We start from the raw sequence: 25,304 nt of genomic DNA on the forward strand, positions 1-25,304 counted from the left end.
ACATTGAGGGACTTAGAGTCCCTCAATGTGCCATTCACGGCTTTAGGTGGTGGCTGGGCGTGACTCCGGCGCCGGGACGGAGTCCTCGACCCGGACCTCGTGGCCCGGGCGGACGACCGTGACCGCCACCGCGCCCAGGGCGCCGACCGCGGCGAAGGCGTAGAAGCCCCACGGGTACGCGATTCCGGCCGTCAGCAGCGCGCCGCCCAGCAGCGGGCCGGAGATCGCGCCGATCCGGCCGATGCCGGCGGACCAGCCGAGGCCGGTCGCGCGGATCGCGTCCGGGTAGATCCGGCCGATGTAGGCGTACACCAGCACCTGGGCGCTGAAGACGAAGCAGCCGGTCAGGAACACCGCCGCGTACAGCCCGACGGCCGGCAGCCGCACGCTCAGCAGCGCCAGGAACACCGCACCCGCGATGAACCAGACGCGCGCGGACGGCCGGATGCCGACGCGGTCGGCGACCCGGCCCGCGACGAGCAGGCCCACGATGCCGCCGACGTTCAGCGTCAGCAGCAGGCTGAGCGCGGCGCCGAGCGGGTAGCCGGCCTGGCGCATGATCTCCGGCAGCCAGGTGTTCAAGCCGTAGACCAGCAGCAGGCCCATGAACGACGTCACCCAGAACGCGATGGTGGCGCGCAGCAGCCCGCCGCGGAACAGCCCGGCGACCGCGTGCCCGGCCGAGCGCTCGGTCTCGCGGACCCGCTGGAACGACTCGGACTCCGGCAGGAACTTCAGCATCAGCGGGATCAGCACCACCGCGGGCAGGGCGCCGGCGACGAACATCGCGCGCCAGCCCAGCGGCGAGATCAGCACGATCGCCAGCAGCGCCGTCAGCACCGCGCCGACGTGGTAGCCGGTCATCACCGTGGTCGTCGCGCTGCCGGCCTTGCCGCGGCGCGCGTACTCCGTGACCAGCGTGATGGCCGTCGGCAGGCAGCCGCCGAGGCCGAGCCCGGCGACGAAGCGCAGCAGGCCGAAGACGAACGTCGACGGTGCGAAGGCGCACAACAGCGTGCACAGCGAGAACAGCGCCACCGAGATGATCAGGGACTTCCGGCGGCCGATGACGTCGGTGATCGTGCCGATCGCCAGGCCACCCAGCATCATGCCGGCCAGGCCGACCGTCGAGACGATCGACGCCGTGGCGGGCGTCAGGCCCCAGACGTGGTCACGCAGGAGCACAGGCAGCACGGAGCCGAGCACGACGAGGTCGAACCCGTCGAGCAGAACGGCGGTCCAGGCCAAGGGCACGACCCAGGAGCGAGTGCCAGGGGACATGGGGAACCTCCGGATGTGCGTCGGTGCACGTCATCCGCACAGGTGTGCGTAGTGCGCACAAGTATGCACAGGGGGTACGACGTAATCCAGGTCACTTCCATTCACCGGAAGGCAAGCGCAGGCTCTCTACCTGCGGGAAGATCACGCGCGTGGAGATCCTGGTCCTGATGAGCGTGCTCACCGGCTCGCTCGCGCTGACGGCGTTCGCGCGGCGCTACAACCTGTCCGCACCACTGCTGGTCGTCGTGGTCGCGCTCGGGGTCGCGCTGATTCCCGGCGTGCCGCGGCTCGAGCTGGAGCCGGAGCTGGTCCTCACCGTCGTGCTGCCGCCGCTGCTCTACTCGACGTCGCTCGAAAGCTCGGTGACGCACTTCAAGCGCAACCTGCGCCCGATCGTCGCGCTGGGCGTGGTGCTCGTGGCCGTCACCGCGGTGGTCGTCGCGCTGGTCGTGCACCTGCTGCTGCCGGACGTGCCGTTCGCCTCCGCGCTCGTCCTCGGCGCGGTCGTCGCGCCGCCGGACGCCGTGACGGCGGTGGCGATCGGCCGCAAGCTCGGCCTGCCGCGGCGCGTGATGAGCGTGCTGACCGGCGAAAGCCTGGTCAACGACGCCGCCGCGCTGACGCTCTACAAGGTCGCGCTGGCCGCCGTCGCCGGCACCGCGGGCTCGGCCGGGCACGGCTTCGCGGTGTTCGGCGTCGCGACCGTGCTGGGCATCGCGGTCGGCCTGGCGATCGGCGCGCTCGTCGTGGGGATCCGGCGGCTGCTCGACGACCCGCTGCTGGAGTCGGCGTTCGGGATCATCGTGCCGTTCGGCGCGTACGTCACCGCCGAGCACCTGCACCCGTTCGGCGAGGAGTTCAGCGGGTCCGGCGTGCTCGCCGTCGTCGCCGCGGGCCTCTACCTCGGCCACCGCTCGCTCTACGCGTCACCCGCGACGCGGATGCAGGACAGATCCGTCTGGGCGTCGATCGACGTCCTGCTGGAGGCGCTGGTGTTCGCGCTGATGGGCCTGCAGCTGCCGTTCGTGCTCGACGACGCGGCGCACGCGGCCCGCGACAACGGCACCCTCGCGCTGGTGGCGCTGGCCGTGCTCGCGGTGACGATGCTGGTGCGGATCCCGGCGGTGGCCCTCTTCGCGTACCTGCCGAAGACGTTGCGGCTGTTCGGCCAGGTGCGCCGGGCGCCCGGCTGGCAGACCATCGCGGTGATCTCGTGGACCGGCATGCGCGGCGTCGTCACGCTCGCCGCCGCGGCCGGTGTCCCGGCCGACACCCCCGGCCGCGAGGAGATCCAGCTGTTCGCGTTCGCGGTGGCGATCGGCACGGTGCTCATCCAGGGCCTCACGCTGCCGCCGTTGATCCGGGTGCTGAAGGTGCAGGACCCGTCGGAGACCTCGCGAGACGAGGCCGAGGAACTCGCGGCCCGCGAGGTCGCGCAGAAGGCGGCGCACGCGCGGTTGCGCGAGATCAGCCGCGACCGGCTCGCCGAGCTGGACCTGCCGCCGGAGAAGGTCCAGCGCCTGAAGGAGCGGCTCGAACGGCTCGTCGACACGCGCTACCGCTTCGCCAAGGCGGCGATCACGCTGTCCGGCGAGGACCGCTCCGGCAGCCCGCAGGCGCAGTTCGCGAAGGCCCGGCGCGAGCTGCTGATCACCCAGCGCAAGGCGATGATCGAGGAGAACCGCGCGGGCCGGCTCGACGACGAGATCCTCGGGAAGATGCTGCGCGAGCTGGACCTGGAGGAGCTGTCGGTCTCGACGACGCTCACGAACCGATTGAGCTGATCACCTCCCACGTCCGTCGCCGCTCTTCGGACGAGCGGATGCCGGTCTGCGACACGAGGACGTCGGTCGCGCCGGCGTCGTAGTACCGCCGGAGCCCGGCGAGGACGGTCTTCTCGTCACCGATGATCGCCAGGTCCGCCGGATGATCGACACCTTCCGCGGCCAGGATCCGTTGATACGAAGGGATCTGCGCGTAAAAGGCCATCTGTTCGACGGCGAGGGCGCGCACGGCGTCGGGCTCGTTCGTGACGATCGCGGGCACGGCGGCGAGGATCCGCTTGCCCGCGGGCAGGTGCGGCACGATCTGTTCGGCGAGCGCCCGCGGCCCGGCGAGGAACGGCAGGGTGCCGTCGGCCAGCTCACCGGTGACGCGCAGCGCCTGCGGCCCCATCGCGGCGACGATGATCGGCACGTCACCGCCCACAGTGGACAGTCCCGGCGCGTGGGCCTGGACGGTCTCACCGTCGAAGTCGACGGCCTCGCCGGTGAAGACCTGCTTGAGCACGGTCAGGTACTCGCGCAGGTGCTTGATGGGCGGCGGGTACTCGACGCCGTAGACGGGCCCGAGAAAGCCCTTCGAGCCGAGCCCGACGCCGAGGGTGAAACGGCCGTGGGTGGCGGCGTGGGCGGTCTGCGCCGCGTTCGCGACCACCAGCGGATGCCGCGGGTAGATGGGCACCACGGAGGTGCCGACCTCGAGCCCGGGATTCTCCCGCCCCGCGAGGGCGGCGACGGTGATGGCGTCCTGGCTGAGCGGAAGCTGCGAGAACCACACGGACTTGAGCCCGGCACCGGCGGCTTGCCTGGCCTGCGCCAGGAGCTCGTCGACGAGGTTGGGCGCGGCGGCGGTGTCGCCTGAGGGAAGCGTGACTCCGATGGTCATGCGTTCCAAGTTAGCGAGCGATGCCACCGGTTTCCGGCTTCCCAGCGCGTGGGAAGCGGAGTTATCCACATCGGGTTCGGTTGTCCACAGATTTCGCCCGACCCCGTTTTCGGACCGGGGGTACCGATACGCTGGAGGCGGGACCGGCCCCCCAGGTAGTCCCGGGCGTGTTGGCCGTTCCGGTCACTGTGTTGGCCAGTCCGGTCACTGTATTGGCCGTTCCGGTGTGTTCATCTCGGGTTTCGGCGGGTCGGTTTCGCTCAGGCGGTGGCCTGCGACGTGGTGAGCCTGAAATAGGGCTCGGCACATCCACCTCACCGGGGTCGGCCGTCCGGGCCGGGAACCGCCGTACGCCCCATTCAGGACGTCATGGGTCATGTATGGGGCGTACGGCGGTTGCAAGCGGGACTTGGCCTGTAACAGTTGTGAGAGTCGGGGGCGAAACCGCGACCCTGCCAGGGAAGGGCGGGGTGGGCTTCGGCGGCGGATGGCCGCGTTCCTCGCGCAACGGCCGACACCCGATCCGCAACGGCCGACAACCGATCTGCCTTCATGTTGACCGCTCCGGGCGCGAAATTGGCCTTTTAGGGCAACGAAAAGCGGCTTCTCCGCAAGCCGGCCCAGCAGGGACCAGACATTCCCACCGCTCCCTGGCTGGGCCCTGGCGAGACTCCCGCCCGGAACGGCCAACACACCGACGGGAGTGGCCAACACAGTGACCGGAACGGCCAACACAGTGACCGGAGTGGCCAACACGCCCGGGCGGGCGGCGGGATGGCCGTGCCGGCCCGGAAGTCTCCTCGCGCGGGCCGAACCCGCAGCTCGAAGCCGCCCCACCGTGGTGAATCCAGCGGGCGGACCACCGCGCCATGATCCCCGCATCAGCCGGTCAGGCAAGCGCTTCCGCATTCCGGGAACCGGCGCTCCCAGCGCGTGGGAACTCGCGCGAACCGTGAGGAAATCGCCCACCCTGGGCGAGATCCCGATCACCATCCTCAGGAGATCCCATGTCGCTGACCGACGTCATCGACGGCACTCGCAAGGCCGTCGACGCCGACCCGCACAACGCCGCCGTGTCCTTCAGCGTGGAGCACACCCTGAAGCCCGGCACCAAGACCGAAGTCGCCGTCAAGGTACGGGGGCACGAGTTCACCGTCGACGAGCCGCCGGCGCTCGGCGGTGCCAACCAGGCCGCGAACCCCGTCGAGTTCGCGCTTGCCGCGCTCGGGTCGTGCCAGGTGATCACGTACCAGTTCTGGGCGGCCAAGCGCGGGATCCCGCTCGACTCGGTCAAGGTCACCGTCGACGGCGACCTCGACCTGCACGGCTTCTTCGGCTTCTCGCTCAACACCCGCCCCGGCTTCGGGGACGTCCGGGTGTCCGTCGAGCTCGAAGGGCCGGCGAGCCGGGAGCGCTACGAAGACCTCAAGCGCGAGGTCGACGAGCACTGCCCGGTGCTCGACCTGTTCCGCAACGAGACGCCGGTCAGCACGAAGCTGACCTGAGCGAACCTCAGACGAACTGGTGCCGCACGATCGTCTGCTCGCGGCCCGGGCCGACGCCGATCGCCGAGATCCGGGCGCCCGACAGCTCTTCGAGGCGCTCGACGTACGCGCGCGCGTTCGCCGGGAGCTCCTCGAACGTGCGGCACGCCGAGATGTCCTCGAACCAGCCCGGGTGCTCTTCGTAGATGGGGATCGCGTGGTGCACGTCGGTCTGCGTCATCGGCATGTCCTGCGTGCGGAAGCCGTCGACCTCGTAACCCACGCACACCGGCACCTTCTCCAGCCCGGACAGCACGTCCAGCTTGGTGAGGAAGTAGTCGGTGATGCCGTTGACGCGGACCGCGTAGCGCGCGATCACCGCGTCGAACCAGCCGGTGCGCCGCGAGCGGCCCGTCGTGACGCCGAACTCGCCGCCCTGCTTGCGCAGGTACTCGCCGGACTCGTCGTTCAGCTCGGTCGGGAACGGGCCGGAGCCGACGCGCGTGGTGTAGGCCTTGAGGATGCCGAGCACCGTGCCGATCCGGCCCGGGCCGATGCCCGAACCGGCGCTCGCGCCGCCGGACGTCGGGTTCGACGACGTCACGAACGGGTAGGTGCCGTGGTCGACGTCGAGCAGCGTGCCCTGTGAGCCTTCGAGCAGCACGGTCTCGCCGCGCTCGAGGGCCTGGTTGAGCTGCAGCCGGGTGTCGGCGATGCGGTGCGCGAACTTCTCGCCCGCGGCGAGCACCTCGTCGGCGACCTGGTTCGCCTCCAGCGCCTTGCGGTTGTAGACCTTCACCAGCACCTGGTTCTTGAACTCCAGCGCGGCTTCGACCTTCTGCCGGAAGATCTTCTCGTCGAGCAGGTCCTGCACGCGGACGCCGACGCGGGCGATCTTGTCCTGGTAGCACGGCCCGATGCCGCGGCCGGTGGTGCCGATCTTGCGGCTGCCCAGGTAGCGCTCGGTGACTTTGTCGATGGCCACGTGGTACGGCATGATCAAGTGCGCGTCGGCGGAGATCAGCAGCTTGGACGTGTCGACGTCCCGCGCTTCGAGTCCGGACAGCTCGTCCAGCAGCACACCCGGATCGACGACCACGCCGTTGCCGATGACGTTGGTCACGCCGGGGGTGAGGATGCCGGACGGGATGAGGTGCAGGGCGAAGTTCTCGCCGTTCGGCAGGACGACCGTGTGACCGGCGTTGTTGCCACCCTGGTAGCGGACGACCCACTGGACGCGGTCACCCATCAGGTCGGTGGCCTTGCCCTTGCCTTCGTCTCCCCATTGGGCACCGATGAGCACGATGGCCGGCATGTGACACTCCAAGGTGTTCGACGACGTGAGGTTTGATGTCCGGGGCGGACACCGGTGGCGCTGGTAAATGCCGGTGCATGACTGTAACGGAGGACCCGCGGGTGCGCGGAATAGTGGTGGCCTGTGGCGACGACGCGGCCGGCTTCGAAGAAGTCGATGACGTCGAATCGGTCCGCGTGCCGAGCCGTCCCGGCAAAGCGGAAATCGACCCCTTGCTGGGCGAACACGATCACCTGGTGGTGTCGGGCACGGACGCCGATCTCGCCGCGGTCGTGCTGCGACTGTTGCGGAAGGACGCGATCTCCGGCGTGTCGGTCGGGTTCGTGCCGTCCTCGCCGGACTCGTCGGTCGCCGCGCTCTGGGGGCTGCCGAAGACGCCGCTGCAGGCGCTCGCGCTGGCGTTGCGCGGCGAGGTCGACCCGGTGCCGCTGATCCGCGACGACGTCGGCGGCGTGCTCGTCGGGCGCGGGCTGCTGCGGCTCGTTCGCGGGGTGGCCTACTGCGACGAGCAGGTCGCGCTGCGCGGGCCGGCCGCGTCGATCGAGGTGACGCCGGATCCGGGCGGGCCGGGCCTGGCCGTGCGCGTGGTGAAGGGGACCGTCTTCAAGCGGCCGACGACGCTGTACTCGCGCGCCTTCCAGATCGGCTGCATCCCCACGCGGCCGGTGCGCGACGACGTGGTCTTCGACCGCGCGGTGAACAAGTGGACCTGGTACCGGCACACGGAGGATCTGCGACTCGTTCGTGGAGCAGTCTGACCTGCGTTTTTCACTCTCAAGTGAGCCAGTGGACACTCAGCGTTGGCGAACGGGCAGCAACATGTCACCTATACGTGTTGCACACGCCACTCAGGTGTATCAGGGTTAGCTGTCCCCACACCTGACATGGAGGCAGCAATATGCCAACCAGGCGTGCTGTTCGTCATTCCTTGGCTGTCCTCGCCGCCACCGCGGTGCTCTCCGGAACATTGGCCGGCGTCGCCGACGCTACTCCGCCGGGCGTCCCGTCCGCCGCGACGGCGAAGTCCGAGCTGGCTTCGCTGACCGTGAAGGCCGACGGGTCCCAGACCGGCTACAGCCGCGACAAGTTCCCGCACTGGATCGACCAGGGCAACAGCTGCGACACGCGCGAAGTCGTGTTGAAGCGCGACGGCACGAACGTCGTCACCGGGTCGAACTGCGCCGCCACCTCCGGCAGCTGGTTCAGCCCGTACGACGGCGAGACCTGGACGGCGGCGTCCGATGTGGACATCGACCACGTGGTGCCGCTGGCCGCCGCGTGGCGCACCGGGGCGTCGTCGTGGACGACGGCCCAGCGCCAGGCGTACGCGAACGACCTGACCGACCCGCAGCTCATCGCCGTGACGGACAACGTCAACCAGTCGAAGGGCGACAAGTCGCCCGACCAGTGGAAGCCGCCGCTCACGAGCTACTGGTGCACCTACGCGAAGATGTGGGTCGCGGTGAAGACGAAGTTCAAGCTCACCGTCAACACCGCGGAGAAGACGGCCCTGACGGACATGCTCGTCCGCTGCTGACCTCCAGTTCGCCGTGAGGGGCACCTTCAGGGACTCTGAGTCCCTGAAGGTGCCCCTCACGGCGTGTCAAGGGGGAATCGTTGCGGTGTCAGGGGTTGGGACCCCGGCTCGCTCTGTGGGACGGCCTCAAGTGCGGAACTAGCGTCGCGCTTGAAGTCGCAACCGCTCCCCTGGAGGCCGTCGGTGTCCCAGCTTTCCCGTGCCCGCAACGCCGCGGCCCTGCTCGCCCTGCCCCTGCTGCTGACCGCCTGCTCCACAGCGGGCGGCGAACAGAGCGCCGCCGACGCCGGTCCGCCCAAGGCCGGCGGCACGCTCCGGCTCGGCATCTCGTCCGCGCCCGACTGCATCGACCCGCAGCAGACCGCCACGAACGCGTCCATCAACGTCGCGCGCCAGCTGGTCGACTCGCTGACCGACCAGGACCCGAAGAGCGGCGAGATCAAGCCGTGGCTGGCCGAGAAGTGGGAGAGCAACGCCGATTCGACGGCGTTCACCTTCCACCTGCGCGCCGGCGCGACGTTCTCCGACGGCACCCCGGTCGACGCCGCGGCGATCAAGACCAGCTTCGACGGCATCAAGGCCCTCGGCACGAAGGCCCAGCTCGGCTACGGCTACCTCGCGGCCTACAAGAGCACGACCGTCGTCGATTCGCAGACCGCGCGCCTCGAGTTCTCCGCGCCCAGCGCCCAGTTCCTGCAGGCCAGCTCGACGGTGTCGCTCGGCGTGCTGGCCCCCGCGGCGTTCAAGAAGACGCCGGAGCAGCGCTGCCAGGGCAACGGCCTGGTCGGCTCCGGGCCGTTCACCTTCGAAAGCCTGAAGCAGAACCAGGAGATCGTGCTGGCCAAGCGCAAGGGCTACACCTGGGGCTCGTCGCTGTTCAAGCACCAGGGTGAGGCGTACCTCGACAAGATCGACTACAAGATCGTGCCGGAGCCCGGCGTCCGCACCGGCAGCCTCGCCTCCGGGCAGCTCGACGCGATCACCGACGTCCAGCCGGTCGACGAGCCGCAGTTCACGAGCAACGGCTTCACCGAGAACATCCGGCCGAACCCGGGGGTCGTGTTCAACCTGCACGCGAACACCACCCGCGGTGTGCTCACCGACGAAAAGGTGCGCCAGGCCGTGCTCAAGGGCGTCGACCGCACCGAGGTCGTGAACACCGTGCTGACGCCGAGCTACAAGCCGGCCACCAGCATCCTGGGTTCGGCGACGCCGTTGCACAGCGACCTGTCCGCGCAGCTCGCGTACGACCAGAAGGGCGCCGCGGCGCTGCTGGACGGCGACGGCTGGGTGCCCGGCGCCGACGGCATCCGCACGAAGAACGGGCAGCGACTGAGCGCGGCCGTCGTGTTCTCGCCGGTGTTCAACCAGAACCGCAGCGTGCTGGAGCTGATCCAGCAGCAGCTGCGCAAGATCGGTTTCGACCTCAAGATCGAGCAGCACACCAACGCCGAGACCACTCAGATCCAGTTGAGCGGCAACTACGACTTCCTCTGGTACAACGTGACCCGCGCCGACCCGGACATCCTGCGCGGCCAGTTCTCCACGAAGGCCGGCAACCGCAGCCGGCTCACGCCGGGCAACCCGCTCGACGTCGCCCTCGACGCCCAGTCGTCCACTGTGGACAACGCCAAGCGCAAGCCGTCGGCCGACGAGGCGCAGAAGCTGATCGTCGACCACGCCTACGCGGTGCCGGTGTTCGAGCTGACCCAGGTCGTCGCGGAGAGCGCCAAGGCGCACGCCGTCGACTTCGAAGCGTCGTCACGGCTGCAGCTGTTCGACGCGTGGCTGTCGTGAGGAACTACCTGCTCCGCCGGGTCGCGCAAGCGGTCTTCGTGCTGTGGGCGGCGTTCACGCTGTCGTTCCTGATCCTCTACTTGCTGCCGGGGGACGCCGTTTCGGCGAAGCTCGCCGGCGGGGAGGCCGGATCGTCGACGACGCCGGAGCAGCTCGCCGCGGCCCGCGCGGAGTACGGTCTCGACTCGCCGTTCCCGGTCCAGTACCTGAAACGGCTGGTCTCGGCGCTGCACGGCGACTTCGGCCGCAGTGTCGCGACCGGCGACGACGCGACGCACATGGTCGTCACGGCGTTGCCTCCGACGCTCGCGGTGACGAGCCTGGCGCTGGTGTTCGCGGTCGTGTTCGGCGGCGGCTCGGCGTTCCTGGGCACGTTCACCCGGTTCCGCTGGCTGCGGCAGGCGCTGCTGTCCCTGCCGTCGCTGGCGATCTCGCTGCCGCCGTTCTGGGTGGGCCTGGTGCTGATCCAGTTCTTCTCGTTCCGGCTGCGGCTGCTGCCCGCGCTCGGCACGCAGGGCTTCGAGACGATCATCCTGCCCGCGATCACCCTCGCGCTGCCGACCGGCGCGATCATCGGCCAGGTGCTGGCGAAGAGCCTGGCCACGCAGCAGGAGCAGCCGTACGCGGAGATCGCCGCGGCCAAGGGCGCGAGCCGCTGGCGCGTCCACTTCGGACACCTGCTGCGCAACGCCGCCGTGCCGACGCTGACCGTCGCCGGCGTGGTGGCGGGCAACCTGGTCGCCGGTTCGGTGATCACCGAGACGGTGTTCTCGCGCGACGGCGTCGGCCGGGTGACCGCGGCCGCCGTCACCGCGCAGGACGTCCCGGTGGTGCAGGCGGTGATCGTGCTGGCCGCGCTGGTGTTCGTGGTGCTCAACCTGAGCGTCGACCTGCTTTATCCCCTGCTCGATCCGCGGATCGCGCGTACCCCCGAGGCGGTGGCCCGTGGTTGACCTCGCCACCAAGCGGCACTTTCACGTGAAAGTGGCGTTCCCGCCCGGTCTGGTGATCGCTGTCGTCGTGCTGGCGTTCGTGCTACTCGCGGCCTTCGTGCCAGGACTGTTGACCAGCTACGACCCGATCACCGGCGTCCCGGCCGAACGGCTGCAAGGGCCGTCGCTGCACCACTTCTTCGGCACCGACGAAACCGGGCGCGACGTCTACGCGCGGGTGATCCACGGCGCGTCGCTCTCGCTGCGCGCGACCGCGATCGCCGTGCTGACGGCGTTGATCGCGGGCTCGGCGCTGGGCCTGCTCGCCGGGTTCCGCGGCGGCTGGGCCGACACCGTGATCATGCGGATCGTGGACGTCTTCCTGGCCATCCCGCCGATCCTGCTGTCGCTGGCCCTGGTCACGGCGCTGGGCTTCGGCACGACGAACGTCGCGATCGCCGTCGGCATCGCAAACCTCGCGTCCTTCGCGCGAGTCATGCGCGCGGAGGTGCTTCGCGTGCGAAGCGGCGTGTTCGTCGAAGCCGCGCGAGCCAGCGGAGTGCGCTGGTCCGGCGTGCTGCTGCGGCACGTGCTGCCGAATGCGGCGGGCCCGGTGCTCGCGCTCGCGACGCTCACCCTCGGCACGGCCGTGCTCGAGGTGTCGGCGCTGAGCTTCCTCGGCTTCGGCGCGACCCCGCCGACGCCGGAGTGGGGCTCGCTCGTCGCCGTCGGCCGGAGTTTCCTGGCCACGGCCTGGTGGATGACGACGTTCCCGGGATTGACGGTCGCGGCGGTGGTCCTGTCCGCGAACCGGCTTTCCCGCGCACTGGACGGAGGCGAGCGATGACCCTGCTGCGCATCGAAAACCTGGCCGTGTCGTACCGGACGCGGGCCGGGCTGGTCCCGGCCGTCCAGGACGTCAGCCTCGACGTCGGCGAAGGCGAGGTCGTCGCGGTCGTCGGCGAGTCCGGCTCGGGCAAGTCGACGACCGCGCACGCGGCGATCGGCCTGCTGCCCCGCGGCGGCCGGATCGACGGCGGCGCGATCACGTTCGGCAACCGCGACCTGACGTCGTTGTCCCCCAAGCAGTGGCGGAGTGTGCGCGGCCGGGAGATCGCGCTGGTGCCGCAGGACCCGGCCGTCTCGCTCAACCCGGTGCACCGGATCGGCGAGCAGGTCGCGGAGGTGCTGCGGATCCACGGCCTCGCCGACCGCCGCGCCGCTTCGCTGCAGGCCGTCGAGCTGCTGGAACGCGCGGGCGTACCTTCGCCGGAGCTGCGGGCGAAGCAGTACCCGCACCAGTTGTCGGGCGGGCTGCGGCAACGCGTGCTGATCGCGGCCGCGCTGGCCGGGCGGCCGAAGCTGATCATCGCGGACGAGCCGACCAGCGCGCTCGACGTCACCGTGCAGCGGCGGATCCTCGACCACCTGACGTCGCTGGCCGCCCAGGCGGGGACGGCGATCCTGCTGATCACGCACGACCTGGGCGTCGCGGCCGATCGCGCGTCACGGATCGTCGTGCTCTCCCGCGGCGAAGTCGCCGAAGAGGGCAAGACCGCCGAAATCGTCAGCGCGCCTTCGCAGCCGTACACGCGGCAACTGCTCGCGGCGGCACCGAGCATGACGAGCACGCTGCGTCCGGCGGCTCCGGCCGCCGAGCCGTTGGTGACGGTGCGGGACCTGGCGAAGACGTTCGACGGCGGCATCCGAGCGGTCGACGGCATCTCGTTCGACATCCCGCGCGGCCAGACCCTCGCGCTGGTCGGCGAGTCCGGCTCGGGCAAGTCGACGACGGCCCGGATGCTGCTGCGGCTCGAAACGCCGTCCGCCGGTTCGATCGAGTTCGACGGCCAGGACATCACGTCGCTCGGCGGCAACGAGCTGCGCCGGCTGCGGCGCCGGATGCAGATCGTCTACCAGAACCCGTACGCGTCGCTGAACCCGAAGTTCTCGATCGAGGACGTCGTCGCGGAGCCGCTGCGGGCGTTCGGTCTGCCGCGCACCCGGGTTCCGGAACTGCTGGAGCAGGTCGCGCTGCCGGCGTCGGTGGCCCGCCGGAAGCCGGCCGAGCTGTCGGGTGGCCAGCGGCAGCGGGTGGCGATCGCGCGGGCGTTGGCGCTGCGGCCGGACCTGGTGGTGTGCGACGAGCCGGTGTCGGCGCTGGACGTCTCGGTGCAGGCCCAGATCCTGCGGCTGCTGGCGGAACTGCAGTCGGAGCTGGGGCTGTCGTACCTGTTCATCTCGCACGACCTGGCGGTGGTCCGGCAGCTCGCGGACCAGGTGGGCGTGCTGCGGGCGGGAACCCTGGTGGAGCTGGGCCCGGCCGCGCAAGTGCTGCACGAGCCGAAGGCGGAGTACACGAAGGAACTGCTGGCGGCGATCCCGGGGCGGTCGGTCCAGGAGGTCGGTTGAGACAAAACCGGACAGGATCGACGGTGAGTTCTTTCCTCACCACCCACCGCGACGTATGGTCTGGACCATGCGGAGGATCGGCGTGGCCTTCGTGGCCTTGGTGATGCTGCTTTCGGGTGCGGTGCCGGCTTCGGCCGCCGCCGGGCGCAGGGTGATCGTCTACTACCAGACCATCTACAACGGCTCCACCTACGTCTCACCGCTCACACTCACCCAGAACAACACCGGCGTCACCGACGTCGTCGTCGGGGCGATCCACCTCGACACGAACAGTGTCGTGCACCTCAACGACGATCCGCCGAACGCGTCGAAGTTCACGCGGATGTGGCAGGACCTCGCGACCCTGCGCAGCCAGGGGGTGCACGTGCTCGCCTTCGTCGGCGGGGCCGCGGCGGGCAGCTTCCAGCGGCTCGAAACGCAGTTCGACACCTACTACCCCTTGCTGCGCAACCTGATCCGGACGTACTCGCTGTCCGGCATCGACCTGGACGTCGAAGAGCACATGTCCAACGGCGCGCTCAACAAGCTGATCGACGCGCTGCGGGCGGACTTCGGCAGCTCGTTCCTCGTCACGCTCGCCCCGGTGGCGAGCGAGCTGACCGGCGGCGGCGGGCTGTCCGGGCTGAACTACGACACCCTCTACCGCGACCGCGGCGCGCAGATCTCCTGGTTCAACACGCAGTTCTACTGCGGCTGGGGCTCGCTGAGCAGCACCTCCGGCTACGACAACATCATCAAGCGCGGCATCGTGCCCGCGAGCAAGGTCGTCGCCGGGACCGTGACGAACCCGGCCAACTGCAGTGGTTACGTCGCCATGTCGACCCTCCAGTCGACGGTGCGCGGTCTCGTCTCTAAGTACCCGGACTTCGGCGGGATCGACGGCTGGGAGTACTTCGACTCCCTGCCCGGCGGCACGTCCGCGCCGTGGCAGTGGGTGCAGCAGATCGCCCCGGTCGTGAAGGGCTGACCAGTACGCTCGGGTGGTGCGAATCCTCTTCTCGTGCCGCCCGGCGTACGGCCACCTCTTCCCCCTGCTGCCCTTGGCCGACGCGGCGAAAGCCGCCGGCCACGACGTCGTGTTCGGCACCGGTGAGGCCTTCCTCGCCACCGTGCGCGACCTCGGTTTCGAGGCCCACCGCGCCGGCATCGCGATCAGCGACGCCGAAACCGAGGCCAAACGGCGCCACGGCGAAGACGCCGGGTTCGCCGAGGTCGGCATCACGATGTTCGGCGAGCTGCTGCCGGTGGCGCTGCTCGACGACCTGACGCCGCTGCTCCCGCGGCTGCGCCCGGACCTCGTCGTCTACGAGCAGAGTGACGTCGGCGCCGGCGTGGCGGCCCGCCGCGCGGGGATCCCCGCCGTCTCCGTCGTGATCGGCCGGTCCATGCCGCCGGAGCTGCTGGCCCTCGCCACCGAACGGCTGGCCCCGCTCTGGGGCACGCTCCCCGCGGACGCCATGTTCGGCGACGCCTGCGTGGACGTCTGGCCCGACAGCCTCCGCGACCCGGGCACCGCAGGCGTGCCGAAGGTGTTCCGGATGCGCCCGACGCCGGTCGACCCCGACGTCCCGCTGCCGCCGCTGCCGGCCGACGGGTTCGTCTACCTGACGCTGGGCACGGTGGTGTTCGGCGCGACGACAGTGTTGCGCGGGGCGCTGCACGCGCTGGCCCGGCTGCCGGCCGACGTGCTGGTGGCGCTCGGCCCCGGCGATCCCGCGCTGCTGGGCGAGCTGCCGGCCCGGGTGCGGGCCGCCGGGTTCGTGCCGCAGGCCGAGGTGCTGAGGCACGCGGGCCTGGTGGTGCACCACGGCGGCACGGGCACGGTGCTCGCCGCGCTCGCCGCCGGCCTGCCCCAGCTGGTGCTGCCGCAGGGCGCCGACCAGTTCGTCAACGCCGAGACGCTCACCGCCCTGGGCGCGGCGCAGTCCCTGGTGGGCGAGGCCGTGCGGATGGACGCGATCGAAGCCGCGGCCCGCGAGCTGCTGGCCGACCCGAAGCCGCGCGCCATCGCCCAAGGCGTCGCCCGGGAGATCGCGGCCATGCCCGCGCCGGAGCAGGTGCTCGACGAGCTCGTCAGCTGGGCGGGTTGACCAGCGCCAGGATCTCGCGCGCCACGGCGTCGTTCTGCCGGAACGACGACGCGTTCGTCCGCGGCCGGGTGAAGGCCGCCGCCGAGCGGGCGCTGGTGTGCGGGCCCACGGCGAAGCGGTGCGTGTGCGGGTGGCCCGCGCCGTCGAGGAGGCGGGAGTCCGAGACGCGCGTGTGGATCCGGCCCGACGGCAGGTGCACGCCGGTCTCCGGGTCCGCCACCGTCTCCTCCGCCAGCTGGCCCGTGTCACGCAGCTGCCGCAGCAGGACGTCGGCCGCGCGCGTCACGCTCGGGCCCGGCAGGCGTGCCTCGATCAGCGTGCGCGACACGACCTCGCCCGGGTAGCTCGCGCCGGACGCCACGAAGACGCCACGCGCGGCGTCCGCCGTCACGCGCATGTCCGCGCCCGCGAACGAAACCACCCCGGCTTCGTGCAGCGCGAGCAGCTCTTCCAGCCGGCGCGGCGGCGGACCGCTGGCGTAGTAGGAGAAGAACCCGTGGAACCAGCCGTCCATATCGGACACTTGGGAAGCCGCGTTCAACCGTCGCTTTTGGACCAGCGCCGGCATCTGGCCGTACACCGAGAGCAACGCCATGAACGCGCCCAGGTCGGCGCTGAACGTCTGGTCGGCGCGGCGCGAGAGGTCGGCCTCGAGGTATTCGCGCAGTTCCTTGCCGAACTCCTCGGCCGTCCCGAACGCGCGGCCCGCCATCGGCCGGTCCAGCCGGTCGAGGTCGAGGCGGTCCTCCTCGGCGGGCACGGCCCGCGCGACGAGGTCCCGCATCCCCGGCGAATCCCAGGCCAGGTCGGCGAAGGCGTCGGCGAACACGGCGAAGTCCAGCCGCACCCGGTCCGGGTGCCCGGTGAACAGCTCGCTGTAGTAGCCCCAGGCCAGCTCCTTCGCCACCCGCGGCCAGACGTCGGCGCGGAAGTCGAGCGCGCCCGGCGCCCCGGCCAGCTCGTCGATGGCGTAGGCGTCGAAGAACCGGGGCAGCCGCAACGGTTTCCCGCGCAGCCGGTAGCCGATCTTCGCGTGGTAGGGCACGCCGCGCCGCGAGCCGACGTGCAGCACCGGCTCGGTGCCGCTCGGGTGGTAGCGCAGGCCGCCGCCGTCGAGCTCCTCGAAGCGGCCGCCGCGGCCTTCGGTGAGCAGCAGCATCAGGTCGACGAACGCCAGGCCGAACCCGCGCACCAGCACGGTTTCCCCCGGTTCGACGGCGGAGTAGTCGACGTCGGCGGTGTAGCCGGCCGGGTAGTAGGCCAGCCCGTGGCGCCCGGCGAACGACGCCAGCTCGCGCTCCCGCTCGTCCGGTTCCGCGTCGAGGTGCCCGACCGTGAACACGACAGCGTCCGCGCGCAGTTCCGCGCCGTCGGAGAGCCGGACGAGCGAGCCGTCGACGTCCACCGCCCGCGCCGCGTGCTCGACGACGTCGATGCCGCCGGGCAGGTCGCCGAGGATCTTCCGGTACACCCAGGTCAGGTACGCGCTCTGCAGCCGCCGCGTCGGGAAGTGGAAGGCGTCCAGCGCGGTCAGCTCGGCGACGACGTCCGCGGGCACCTCGGCCTCGAGCGAGCCGTCCCGCACCTGCCGCGCCCACTCCAGCAGCGCCGGCCCGGGCAGCACCGGGCCCGCCATCTTCACCGACTCGTCGGTGAACATCGTGACGTCCTCGGGCATGGAGTTCATCCGCAGCAACGGCGACTGGTCGTAGCGCCACACGCGGCCCGGCCCGGGCGGGAACGGGTCGATCAGGTGGACTTCGAGCCGCCGGCCGCCGAGCAGCTCGGCGGCGTTCGCGCCGAGCCGTTCGAGGACGCCGACCCCGCGGGGTCCGGCGCCCACGACGGCGAGTGTGAACGGCGCGAGATCGGCCACGTGTTCGAAGCTACGCCGGGCTTCGAGCCCCGGAAGTCCTTCCCACTCTGCGGAATTTCGCGTGCGTTCCACCCTGCGGACGTCGTTGCCGCACCGGTGCGCCCAGGCGTAGCCGTTGAGGGAGCGACGCGAGAGAAGGTGGACGTCATGCCGGTGGAGTTCCTGGGCATCGGAGGCACGCACGACGGGTCGGAGACGCACGCCCGCTCGGGCGGGGTGTTCGACAAGGAGTACACGCTGCGCCTGGCCCGCGCGCACGAAGACTTCGGCTGGGACCGGGTGCTGTTCGCCTACGGCTCGGGTTCGCCGGATCCCGCGCAGGCGGCCGCGTACGTCGCCACGAAGCTGGACAAGCTGCAGATCCTGCTCGCGCACCGGGCGAACGTCTCGTACCCGACGTTCGCCGCGAAGACGTTCGCGACGCTCGACCGGATCTCCGACGGCCGGCTGACCGTCCACTTCATCACCGGCGGCAACGACCACGAGCAGCAGCGCGAGGGCGACTTCCTGACGAAGGACCAGCGCTACGGGCGCACCCGCGAGGCCATCCAGATCATCAAGAAGGCCTGGACGTCGGACGAGCCGTTCGACTTCGAGGGCGAGTACTACCGCTTCGCCGACTACGTCAGCGACATCAAGCCGGTGCAGCAGCCGCGGCCGGGCGTCTCCTTCGGCGGGTCCTCGCCGGCCGCGTACGCCGCCGGTGGCGCCGAAGCCGACATCTTCTGCCTGTGGGGCGAGCCGCTGGCCCAGACCGCCGAGCAGATCGAGTCGGTCAAGGCGGCGGCACTGGCGGCCGGCCGCACGGACGTGCCGCGCATCCAGGTCGCGTTCCGCCCGATCATCGCCCCGACGGAGGAGCTGGCCTGGGAGAAGGCCCACCGCACGGTCGGCGCGATCAAGAACCGCACGAAGGGCGGGCAGCCGCTGACCCGCCGGCACAAGCTGACCGAGCCGGAGAACACGGGCTCCCAGCGGCTCCTGGCGGTCGCGGCGCAGGGCGAGCGGTTCGACCGTGCTCTGTGGACGCCGACGGCGGCCGCGACGGGTGGCGCGGGCAACTCGAACGCGCTGGTCGGCACGCCGGAGACGGTCGCGCAGGCGTTGCTGGACTACTACGACCTCGGCGTCGAGATCCTGTCGGCCCGGGGCTACGACATGCTCGGCGACACGATCGACTTCGGCCGCTACGTCATCCCGATCGTCCGCGAAGAGGTCGCCAAGCGCGACGCGGCCCGGGCCGCCGGGACCACCCGGACCCCCGCGGAGGACGCCCTCGCCGTCGACGGCTGAGTCTCTTTCCCTCAAGTAGCCACCTCGCCCCGCGCGAGGTGGCTACTTTTGCCTCTGGTCCTGGGCCAACGGGTACGGAATGATCCATTGGTGACTCCTGAGCGATCGGTCAGACACTGCGGGCTATCGTTTGACCCGTTCGGGAAAGCTCCGTGACACCTTCGATACCGGCGAAAGAACCTAGGAATTCACCAACAGTCACGGGACACTGTCTGAGGTAACTCACGTACCGTGACTGCCTTATGACCGACTGGTCGTCTTGTCACCGGCGGTCATGCGAAGGACGCGGTGTGCACAAGAGGTCGGGAGAAGACGTATGGCAGCACCGCCGGACCGGGTCACGTTCCGCGAGGTGTTCGGAATCGCCGAGTTCCGTGCGCTCTGGTTCGGGGAACTGCTGTCGATCGCGGGCGACCAGCTGGCGAGAGTCGCGCTGTCCATCCTGGTGTTCACCGGCACCAACTCGGCGACCCTGACCGGCCTGACCTACGCGCTCACCTACGCCCCGTCCCTGCTGGGCGGGATCTTCCTGACCGGCTTCGCCGACCGCTTCCCCCGCCGCTCCGTGATGGTGCTCGTCGACCTGCTGCGGGCCGGGCTGATCCTGCTCGTCGCCCTGCCCGACATGCCGTTCTGGCTGATGTCCGTGCTGGTCGGCGCCGTCTCCCTGGTCAACCCGCCGTTCAAGGCGTCCCAGCTGGCGCTGCTGCCGCAGGTGCTCGAAGGCGACCGGTTCGTCGTCGGGATGGGTATCCGCAGCATGACCGTGCAGAGCGCCCAGCTGCTCGGGTTCGCCGGCGGCGGCGCGCTGCTGATCGCGCTCGACCCGCACGTCGCGCTGATCATCGACGCCGGCACGTTCATGCTCTCCGCGCTGTTCATTCGCTTCGGCGTCCGCGCCCGGCCGGCCGCGGCGACCGGCGAACAGCGCAAGTCCTTCTTCGCGACGCTCGGCGGCGGTAGCCGGACGGCGTTCGCGAACTCGTCGCTGCGCACCCTGGTGCTGTTCACCTGGCTGATGGGGCTCCTGCCGGTTTACGAGGGCATCGCGGCGCCGTACGTGGCCGCGTCGGGCGGTGGTCCCTCGGCGATCGGCCTGCTGCTCGCGGCCGACCCGATCGGCAGCGTCATCGCGACCTTCATCTACACGCGCTGGGTGCCCGCGCGGCTGCGACCGAAGCTGATCGGCCCGCTCTCGGCGCTGTGCGCCGTCCCGCTCGTGCTGTGCTTCCTGAACCCCGGGCCGGTCTCGTCGATCGTGCTGTTCATCGTCTCCGGCGGCTTCGGCACCGTCTGCCTGCTGCAGGCGACCGCGTCACTGACGCTGGCCGTGCCCGACGAGCAGCGGGCGCAGGTGATGGGCCTGTCCAACACCGGGCTGACCACGATGATGGGCGTCAGCCCGCTGATCGGCGGGGTGCTCGCGGATCAGCTGACCCCGCACGGCACCGTCGGGATCTTCGGCATCGCCGGGGTGGTGCTCACCCTGCCACTGGCGGCGCTGTGGGCCCGGGCCCTGACGAGCGAGCCGAAACGAGGGAACGACAAAGAAGCCGCACGCGCCGAACATGCATGACATGCCCCGCGCGTGGGCTCGACCTGCGCGACCTTGCGGTGCGCTGTGCGGTCACTGTTCTTTGCCGCGCATCGCTGGCCACCTCTCGTTCCGGTGTCAAAGAAAAAGTACACACCGATTGCCCTTGTGGACAGCGGGCAAACGGTCTGAAACTGTCTGTGAGTACTTTGTCACCGTAGATCTGCGCAAGGGGCTGGGGGAAAAATGGTCACATCGGGGGAACAGCGCGGCCAAGACTTGATTTCTCGCGTGCGGGACTGGGCACTGTGGACTCGCCCGCGCGACTGGATCATCGCCACACTGACCGCCATCACGGTCATGCTCACGTGGACGGCCGTTTCGCTGTTGACCGTGCCGGTCACACTCGCCCAACTGGGCACGTTTGCGCTGCTCACAGCGCTGGCCGTGGCCCAAACGGAGGTCAGCCGGCGGCTGGAGCGACAGCGTCGCATCCTCAGCCGGGGGCCGTACATCTCGATGACTTCGGTGTGGCTGCTGCCCGCCGGCCTGCTGCTGCCGGCCCAACTGGTGGCCGCGCTCGGGGTTGTGCTCTACGTGTACCTCGCGTTCCGTAGTTGGTCTGGCACCCGTCCGGGTGAATTTCACCGCGTGGCCGCGAACGCGACGACGATGATCTTGTCGGCCTTCGCCGGGGGTGTCGTGGGTCACATGACCCTCGGCAGCGGTGTCGCGACCGTGACGCTGGCCGGACTCGCCTTCTTCACGGTCAACACCGCGCTCACCGGTCTCGGCCTCTACCTCGCCGACCCCGAGAGCGCGACCCCCGTGTCGTGCCTCGGCACCATGGACGACAACCTGCTGGAACTGTCCACATTGTGCGTCGGCGCGCTGCTGGTGATGGTGCTGACCGACGAGCCGCTGCTGTCGGTGCTGGTGATCCTGCCGCTGTACGTGCTGCAGCGGTCGGTGCTGATCAAGCGGCTCGAGGAGCTCGCGACCACCGACCAGAAGACGCAGCTGCTCAACGCGACCACCTGGCAGGACGGCGCCACGCGCGAGATCTCCCGCGCTGAGCGGGAGAACGGCAGCTTCGGCGCCATGATGATCGACCTCGACCACTTCAAGCGGATCAACGACACCTACGGGCACCTCGCGGGGGACGACGTGCTCAAGGCGGTCGCGGCCGTGGTCAAGCAGGAGACCAGGGCGCACGACCTGGTCGGCCGGTTCGGCGGCGAGGAGTTCGTCGCGCTGCTGCCGTCGACGTCCAAAGCGGACGCGATCGTGACGGCGGAACGCATCCGGCAACGGGTCAGCGAGCTGATCATCAGCACCACCACCAACGAGGGTGAGGCGGTGGACATCCGACGGCAGACGGCGTCCATCGGCGTCGCCGCGTACCCACTCGACGGAACGTCCATCGAGGCGGTGATGGCGTCCGCCGACGCGGCCGTGTACGCGGCGAAGGACGGTGGGCGCAACCGCGTCGTCGGGTCGCCGGACCTGGCGATGGCGGCGGCTTAGCTCACCGCAGCCGGTCGATGACGTCGCTCGCCTTGGTCTGCAGGCGGGCGACGCCACCCACGGTGAACTCGGTCAGCAGGTCGATCAGGGCGTCCTGCGGCGGCGGCTCGCCGTCCCAGGTCGCCTGGACCAGTGACTCGGTCATCGCGAAGAAGAGCGTGACGAGCGCGCGGTCGGCGCGGCCGGAGTCGATGCCGTGCGCGGCCCACCGCTTGGCGCTGGCGTCGGCGTAGACGACGGCCAGCCGCTCCCGCAGCCGCGTGAGCGCGGGGTCGCCCGCGCGTTCCGCCGCCCGGAGCACGCCGTAGGCCTCCGGGCTGTCGGCGACGAACGTGACCATGGTGGCGTAGTTGGCCCGCGCCCAGCCGCGCAGCCTGGCCTGCGGATCGGCCACCGACGCGCCGGCGATGGCCGTGAAGGCCCGCTCCTCGATCTCGGCCACGACCTCGGCGAAGAGCGCCGTCCGGTCGCCGAACCGTTCGTAGACGGCCTGGCGCGAGACGCCGGCCTCGCGCGCGATCTGCTCGATCGTCGCGCCCTGCATCCCGTGCTGCGCGACGACCTTCGCCGTCGCCTGCAGCACGCGGGCGCGCTGCTCCGCGACCGGGAGCTTCCGCGGCCGCCCGCGCGGAGCGGGGCTCGACATGGTGACCCACCTCACCTGATGCGTTTCCGGGTCTGCCGTGGCCGGTCGTGAGTGGTAATTCGGGTTAGAACCCTCATTACCACTCACGACGGGTGGGTCACTTCAGGCCGGTGGCTTCCGCGGCGGCCGGGTCGGAGTCGGCGAGGAACGTCCGGCAGCGGTCGTACTCCTCGGTCTCGCCGATCTTGCCGGCGGCCTTGCCCAGCACGGCGAGGGCGCGCAGGAAGCCCTGGTTCGGGCGGTGCGTCCACGGCACCGGGCCGAAGCCCTTCCAGCCCGCGCGGCGCAGCTGGTCGAGACCGCGGTGGTAGCCGGTGCGCGCGTAGGCGTAGGCGGCGACGGTCTCACCCGACTCGAAGGCCTTCTCGGCCAGCGACGCCCACGCCTCGCTGTAGTAGGGGTGTTCGGCCGCGACGGTCGCCGGGTCGTTCCCGGCGTCGAGCGCGGCCTGGGCGGCGGTGTGCTCGGGCAGCAGCGTCGGCTCGGGGCCGAGCAGGTTGTGCGTCATGCGCCCATTCTGCTCACGCCCGCGGGTCAGGGGCTGGTGGGTCAGAAGAACAGGCCCGCGAGAACCCCGCCGCCGGCCAGCACCAGCGCGCCGATCAGGACCGCGGCCACAACTCGTTTCGGCATCATGGCGGCACACCTTGCCAACGGACGCAGCTCGAAAGCAAATCGTCCACCCGTAGGGGTGAACCCCGATTTTGGCGTCGTTTGCCACTGTCTTGGCCCGCTCGTGACCACGACCGGCCATGATGTCCGCATGGCCAAGGCAGTGGACGTCCCGGTTGCGGACGTGACCCCGCGCAGCCCCATCGGCAAGACGCGGCTGTTCTTCACGCGGCACTGGCACCGCGGCGCACCCGGGCAGCCGACACCGGACTGGGTGCTCCGGTTCTGCTACGGGATGTGGCTGGCGGCGTTCGCGTTCAAGCTGGTCGGCTCGTCGTGGGACATGTCGTGGCACTTCATGTGGCTGCGCGACGACCTGGCGCCGCCGCACCTGATCAACACGGTCGGCACGGTGATCATCGTCGTGCTGGTGGCGATCCACAGCTACACCGGGCTGGGCGCCGACAAGCCGTCGCTGCGGCTGATGCAGATCGGCCTGCTGATGTTCCTGGTCGCGGCGCCGCTGGACGTCATCAACCACCGCGTCAACGGCCTCGACCTGACCGCGTGGAGCCCGTCGCACATGATGCTCTACCTGGGCACGGGCATCATGCAGGCGGGCGTGCTGCTCGGCTGGCTCCGGCTGGCGCCGCCGGGCCGCTTCCGCAGCGGCGTGCTGCTCGCGCTGTGGGCGTTCTTCCTGGAGAACACGTTCTTCCCGAACGGCCAGCAGGAGTACGGCATCCTCGGCCTGCGCGCCTGGGAACGCGGCGCGCCGGAGGCCGAGCCGTCACTGCTCTCGTTCGCGGCGAACCAGATCGGCCACCCGGTCGACCGGACGGCGATCCTGCACTTCACGATGCCGATCCCGGAGTGGGTGTACCCGCTGTGGGGCATCGGCGTGATGGCGCTGATCCTGGCCCTGGCCCGCCGGACGCTGGGCCGCCGCTGGTCGGCGACGTTCGTGGCGCTGGCGTACATCGCCTACCGCGCGGTGATGTGGCCGCTGCTGCTGGGCCTGGGCTTCCCGGTCTCGACGATCCCGTTCTACCTGCTTTTCGTGGGTCTCGCCGTGGACCTGGCGTTCACCATCGGCCGCGGTCACGGCCTGCTGACGGCGGGCGCGGGAGCGCTGCTGGTGACGGCGTTCGGCTACGGGGCGCTGTGGGTGCAGTCGCAGTTCAGGCCATGGGTGCTGGGCGACGCGCACACGGAGTCGGCCCCGCCGGTGGAGTACTGGACGGCGGGGGTGGCGCTGGTGGCGGTGTTCGTGTTGTGGGCAGCGGCCGGGCCGGTGACCCGGCGGTGGAACGCGAGGCGGGCCACGGCGTAGCACGCGGTGCTACACTTGACTTGTGAAGATCATCAGCCAACGGGAGCTCCGCAACGGCTCCGCCGCGATCATGGACGCCGTGGAAGCCGGCGAGACATTCCACGTCACGCGCAATGGCACGGAGATCGCGGAGTTGCGACCACTGCCCCAGCGGCGCCGACTCACCACTGACGAACTGATCGCCAAGCACCGTCGTCTACCGCGAGTCGATGCAGCGGAGATGCGCAAGGACATCGACGAGTTCTTCGGCGACGATCGACTGAGCGACGACGACAACCCCTGGGATCGGCCACGTGGCTGAGAACCACGAGGTGGGCGTGCTCGACACCTGTGTCTACATCGATCTGGCCCTGCTGGAGCGATCGCAGTTGCCGGCAGTCGCCGAACTGACCGCAGTCTCAATGGCCGAGTTGCACCAAGGTCTGGCAGCGGCCAGGGATCCCGCGGTCCGCGCCGCTCGCACCGAAAAGCTCGGCGCCGCGATCGCCGACTTCGCCCCACTACCCTTCAACGGTGACGCGGCCACTCGGTACGGAACATTCGTCGCAATGGTGATCGCCGTCGGGCGCGATCCAAGACCGCGCAAGATGGACTTGATGATCGCCGCGACTGCCTCCGTGCACGACTTGCCGCTGTACACACGCAACGCGAAAGACTTCAAAGGCCTCGAAAGCCTGCTCGAAGTCGTCGAGGTCTGAGCACGACGAAGGGCCGCCACGGAAACCGTGGCGGCCCTTCACATGGGCTTTACTTGAGCTTGGTGCCGGCGGAGCCGAGGGCCTGGCAGGCCTCGACGATCCGGGCGGCCATGCCACCTTCGGCGGCCTTGAGGTAGGAGCGCGGGTCGTAGAACTTCTTGTTGCCGACCTCGCCGTCGATCTTCAGGACGCCGTCGTAGTTCTTGAAGAAGTGGTCCACGATCGGGCGGGTGAACGCGTACTGCGTGTCGGTGTCGACGTTCATCTTCA

23 protein-coding genes are annotated in these 25,304 nt (G+C 70.2%); 16 read left to right on the forward strand and 7 right to left on the reverse strand.

The features are described 5' to 3' along the window. Positions 1–42: 42 nt before the first annotated feature. Positions 43–1,281 (reverse strand): MFS transporter, encoded by a 1,239-nt coding sequence (locus tag ACLJQZ_RS45340; protein WP_410627592.1) that lies wholly within the window; start codon positions 1,279–1,281, stop codon positions 43–45. A 149-nt stretch (positions 1,282–1,430) separates the two neighbouring features. Between ACLJQZ_RS45340 and ACLJQZ_RS45345 the strand changes: the two genes are divergently transcribed. Beyond that, on the forward strand, positions 1,431–3,065 hold the full coding sequence (locus ACLJQZ_RS45345) for a Na+/H+ antiporter (RefSeq protein WP_410627594.1): 1,635 nt from the start codon (positions 1,431–1,433) through the stop codon (positions 3,063–3,065). On the opposite strand, the gene ACLJQZ_RS45350 is transcribed toward ACLJQZ_RS45345, so the two are convergent. Then, positions 3,046–3,948 carry a TIGR03564 family F420-dependent LLM class oxidoreductase gene (locus ACLJQZ_RS45350; RefSeq protein WP_410627596.1) on the reverse strand — a complete coding sequence of 301 codons (903 nt, stop codon included), beginning with the start codon at positions 3,946–3,948 and terminating at the stop codon, positions 3,046–3,048. The two genes, ACLJQZ_RS45345 and ACLJQZ_RS45350, sit on opposite strands and share 20 nt — an antisense overlap. Positions 3,949–4,955: 1,007 nt before the next feature. On the opposite strand from ACLJQZ_RS45350, the gene ACLJQZ_RS45355 reads away from it, so the two are divergent. Further along, complete coding sequence (locus tag ACLJQZ_RS45355; protein ID WP_410627597.1) at positions 4,956–5,453, forward strand: OsmC family protein; 498 nt, start codon at positions 4,956–4,958, stop codon at positions 5,451–5,453. A gap of 7 nt (positions 5,454–5,460) precedes the next feature. On the opposite strand, the gene ACLJQZ_RS45360 is transcribed toward ACLJQZ_RS45355, so the two are convergent. Beyond that, positions 5,461–6,747 carry an adenylosuccinate synthase gene (locus ACLJQZ_RS45360; RefSeq protein WP_247059256.1) on the reverse strand — a complete coding sequence of 429 codons (1,287 nt, stop codon included), beginning with the start codon at positions 6,745–6,747 and terminating at the stop codon, positions 5,461–5,463. Positions 6,748–6,824: 77 nt separating this feature from the next. Between ACLJQZ_RS45360 and ACLJQZ_RS45365 the strand changes: the two genes are divergently transcribed. From ACLJQZ_RS45365 to ACLJQZ_RS45400, 8 genes are all read left to right on the forward strand, one after another. Next, the gene (locus tag ACLJQZ_RS45365) at positions 6,825–7,505 is read left to right on the forward strand and encodes a hypothetical protein (protein ID WP_410627599.1); all 681 of its coding nucleotides are present in this window, start codon (positions 6,825–6,827) and stop codon (positions 7,503–7,505) included. Positions 7,506–7,645: 140 nt separating this feature from the next. Then, complete coding sequence (locus ACLJQZ_RS45370) at positions 7,646–8,284, forward strand: HNH endonuclease family protein (protein ID WP_410627601.1); 639 nt, start codon at positions 7,646–7,648, stop codon at positions 8,282–8,284. 183 nt (positions 8,285–8,467) lie between these two features. Next, positions 8,468–10,081 (forward strand): ABC transporter substrate-binding protein, encoded by a 1,614-nt coding sequence (locus tag ACLJQZ_RS45375; RefSeq protein ID WP_410627602.1) that lies wholly within the window; start codon positions 8,468–8,470, stop codon positions 10,079–10,081. Continuing rightward, the gene (locus ACLJQZ_RS45380) at positions 10,078–11,034 is read left to right on the forward strand and encodes an ABC transporter permease (RefSeq protein WP_410627628.1); all 957 of its coding nucleotides are present in this window, start codon (positions 10,078–10,080) and stop codon (positions 11,032–11,034) included. The genes ACLJQZ_RS45375 and ACLJQZ_RS45380 overlap by 4 nt, the downstream gene beginning before the upstream one ends. Continuing rightward, the gene (locus ACLJQZ_RS45385; protein ID WP_410627604.1) at positions 11,027–11,860 is read left to right on the forward strand and encodes an ABC transporter permease; all 834 of its coding nucleotides are present in this window, start codon (positions 11,027–11,029) and stop codon (positions 11,858–11,860) included. The genes ACLJQZ_RS45380 and ACLJQZ_RS45385 overlap by 8 nt, the downstream gene beginning before the upstream one ends. Continuing rightward, positions 11,857–13,425 (forward strand): dipeptide ABC transporter ATP-binding protein, encoded by a 1,569-nt coding sequence (locus ACLJQZ_RS45390; protein WP_410627605.1) that lies wholly within the window; start codon positions 11,857–11,859, stop codon positions 13,423–13,425. Before ACLJQZ_RS45385 ends, ACLJQZ_RS45390 begins: the two co-directional genes overlap by 4 nt. A 67-nt stretch (positions 13,426–13,492) precedes the next feature. Beyond that, positions 13,493–14,392 carry a glycosyl hydrolase family 18 protein gene (locus ACLJQZ_RS45395; protein WP_410627607.1) on the forward strand — a complete coding sequence of 300 codons (900 nt, stop codon included), beginning with the start codon at positions 13,493–13,495 and terminating at the stop codon, positions 14,390–14,392. 16 nt (positions 14,393–14,408) lie between these two features. Next, on the forward strand, positions 14,409–15,515 hold the full coding sequence (locus tag ACLJQZ_RS45400) for a glycosyltransferase (RefSeq protein WP_410627609.1): 1,107 nt from the start codon (positions 14,409–14,411) through the stop codon (positions 15,513–15,515). Here ACLJQZ_RS45400 and ACLJQZ_RS45405 read toward each other — a convergent pair. Beyond that, positions 15,499–17,391, reverse strand: a complete 1,893-nt coding sequence (locus ACLJQZ_RS45405) for an FAD/NAD(P)-binding protein (RefSeq protein WP_410627611.1) — start codon at positions 17,389–17,391, stop codon at positions 15,499–15,501. The two genes, ACLJQZ_RS45400 and ACLJQZ_RS45405, sit on opposite strands and share 17 nt — an antisense overlap. Before the next feature lie 147 nt (positions 17,392–17,538). Here ACLJQZ_RS45405 and ACLJQZ_RS45410 point away from each other — a divergent pair, with 147 nt between their 5' ends. The 3 genes from ACLJQZ_RS45410 to ACLJQZ_RS45420 all read left to right on the forward strand — a co-directional run bounded on the left by ACLJQZ_RS45410 (position 17,539) and on the right by ACLJQZ_RS45420 (position 21,745). Further along, the gene (locus ACLJQZ_RS45410; RefSeq protein WP_410627612.1) at positions 17,539–18,684 is read left to right on the forward strand and encodes an LLM class flavin-dependent oxidoreductase; all 1,146 of its coding nucleotides are present in this window, start codon (positions 17,539–17,541) and stop codon (positions 18,682–18,684) included. Between the two features lie 316 nt (positions 18,685–19,000). Continuing rightward, a complete protein-coding gene (locus ACLJQZ_RS45415) occupies positions 19,001–20,260 on the forward strand; it encodes an MFS transporter (protein WP_410627614.1) in 1,260 nt (419 codons plus the stop codon). 318 nt (positions 20,261–20,578) lie between these two features. After that, on the forward strand, positions 20,579–21,745 hold the full coding sequence (locus ACLJQZ_RS45420) for a GGDEF domain-containing protein (RefSeq protein ID WP_410627630.1): 1,167 nt from the start codon (positions 20,579–20,581) through the stop codon (positions 21,743–21,745). 1 nt (position 21,746) lies between these two features. On the opposite strand, the gene ACLJQZ_RS45425 is transcribed toward ACLJQZ_RS45420, so the two are convergent. Then, the gene (locus tag ACLJQZ_RS45425; protein WP_410627615.1) at positions 21,747–22,391 is read right to left on the reverse strand and encodes a TetR/AcrR family transcriptional regulator; all 645 of its coding nucleotides are present in this window, start codon (positions 22,389–22,391) and stop codon (positions 21,747–21,749) included. A 97-nt stretch (positions 22,392–22,488) separates the two neighbouring features. After that, positions 22,489–22,899 carry a DUF3151 domain-containing protein gene (locus tag ACLJQZ_RS45430; protein ID WP_247059272.1) on the reverse strand — a complete coding sequence of 137 codons (411 nt, stop codon included), beginning with the start codon at positions 22,897–22,899 and terminating at the stop codon, positions 22,489–22,491. Positions 22,900–23,154: 255 nt separating this feature from the next. Here ACLJQZ_RS45430 and ACLJQZ_RS45435 point away from each other — a divergent pair, with 255 nt between their 5' ends. From ACLJQZ_RS45435 to ACLJQZ_RS45445, 3 genes are read left to right on the forward strand one after another with little or no spacing between them, the layout of a single operon-like run. Next, positions 23,155–24,336, forward strand: coding sequence for a hypothetical protein (locus tag ACLJQZ_RS45435; RefSeq protein ID WP_410627617.1), 1,182 nt, complete (start codon positions 23,155–23,157; stop codon positions 24,334–24,336). A 22-nt stretch (positions 24,337–24,358) separates the two neighbouring features. Then, positions 24,359–24,637 carry a type II toxin-antitoxin system Phd/YefM family antitoxin gene (locus ACLJQZ_RS45440; RefSeq protein WP_410627619.1) on the forward strand — a complete coding sequence of 93 codons (279 nt, stop codon included), beginning with the start codon at positions 24,359–24,361 and terminating at the stop codon, positions 24,635–24,637. After that, positions 24,630–25,034 carry a type II toxin-antitoxin system VapC family toxin gene (locus ACLJQZ_RS45445; RefSeq protein WP_410627620.1) on the forward strand — a complete coding sequence of 135 codons (405 nt, stop codon included), beginning with the start codon at positions 24,630–24,632 and terminating at the stop codon, positions 25,032–25,034. The genes ACLJQZ_RS45440 and ACLJQZ_RS45445 overlap by 8 nt, the downstream gene beginning before the upstream one ends. A 49-nt stretch (positions 25,035–25,083) precedes the next feature. Here the strand turns inward: ACLJQZ_RS45445 and ACLJQZ_RS45450 are convergent. After that, on the reverse strand, positions 25,084–25,304 hold a 221-nt coding region (locus ACLJQZ_RS45450; protein ID WP_410627622.1), incomplete at its 5' end, for a class II fructose-bisphosphate aldolase.

Origin of the sequence: Amycolatopsis sp. cmx-8-4 (assembly GCF_046548675.1) — a bacterium.
Taxonomy (GTDB): Bacteria; Actinomycetota; Actinomycetes; order Mycobacteriales; family Pseudonocardiaceae; genus Amycolatopsis.

Coding starts and splice junctions, on each gene's coding strand:
- ACLJQZ_RS45340 (WP_410627592.1), bottom strand. CDS start 1,281: ATGTCCCCTGGCACTCGCTCCTGGGTCGTGCCCTTGGCCTGGACCGCC.
- ACLJQZ_RS45350 (WP_410627596.1), bottom strand. CDS start 3,948: ATGACCATCGGAGTCACGCTTCCCTCAGGCGACACCGCCGCCGCGCCC.
- ACLJQZ_RS45355 (WP_410627597.1), top strand. CDS start 4,956: ATGTCGCTGACCGACGTCATCGACGGCACTCGCAAGGCCGTCGACGCC.
- ACLJQZ_RS45360 (WP_247059256.1), bottom strand. CDS start 6,747: ATGCCGGCCATCGTGCTCATCGGTGCCCAATGGGGAGACGAAGGCAAG.
- ACLJQZ_RS45365 (WP_410627599.1), top strand. CDS start 6,825: ATGACTGTAACGGAGGACCCGCGGGTGCGCGGAATAGTGGTGGCCTGT.
- ACLJQZ_RS45370 (WP_410627601.1), top strand. CDS start 7,646: ATGCCAACCAGGCGTGCTGTTCGTCATTCCTTGGCTGTCCTCGCCGCC.
- ACLJQZ_RS45390 (WP_410627605.1), top strand. CDS start 11,857: ATGACCCTGCTGCGCATCGAAAACCTGGCCGTGTCGTACCGGACGCGG.
- ACLJQZ_RS45395 (WP_410627607.1), top strand. CDS start 13,493: ATGCGGAGGATCGGCGTGGCCTTCGTGGCCTTGGTGATGCTGCTTTCG.
- ACLJQZ_RS45410 (WP_410627612.1), top strand. CDS start 17,539: ATGCCGGTGGAGTTCCTGGGCATCGGAGGCACGCACGACGGGTCGGAG.
- ACLJQZ_RS45415 (WP_410627614.1), top strand. CDS start 19,001: ATGGCAGCACCGCCGGACCGGGTCACGTTCCGCGAGGTGTTCGGAATC.
- ACLJQZ_RS45420 (WP_410627630.1), top strand. CDS start 20,579: ATGCTCACGTGGACGGCCGTTTCGCTGTTGACCGTGCCGGTCACACTC.
- ACLJQZ_RS45425 (WP_410627615.1), bottom strand. CDS start 22,391: ATGTCGAGCCCCGCTCCGCGCGGGCGGCCGCGGAAGCTCCCGGTCGCG.
- ACLJQZ_RS45430 (WP_247059272.1), bottom strand. CDS start 22,899: ATGACGCACAACCTGCTCGGCCCCGAGCCGACGCTGCTGCCCGAGCAC.
- ACLJQZ_RS45435 (WP_410627617.1), top strand. CDS start 23,155: ATGGCCAAGGCAGTGGACGTCCCGGTTGCGGACGTGACCCCGCGCAGC.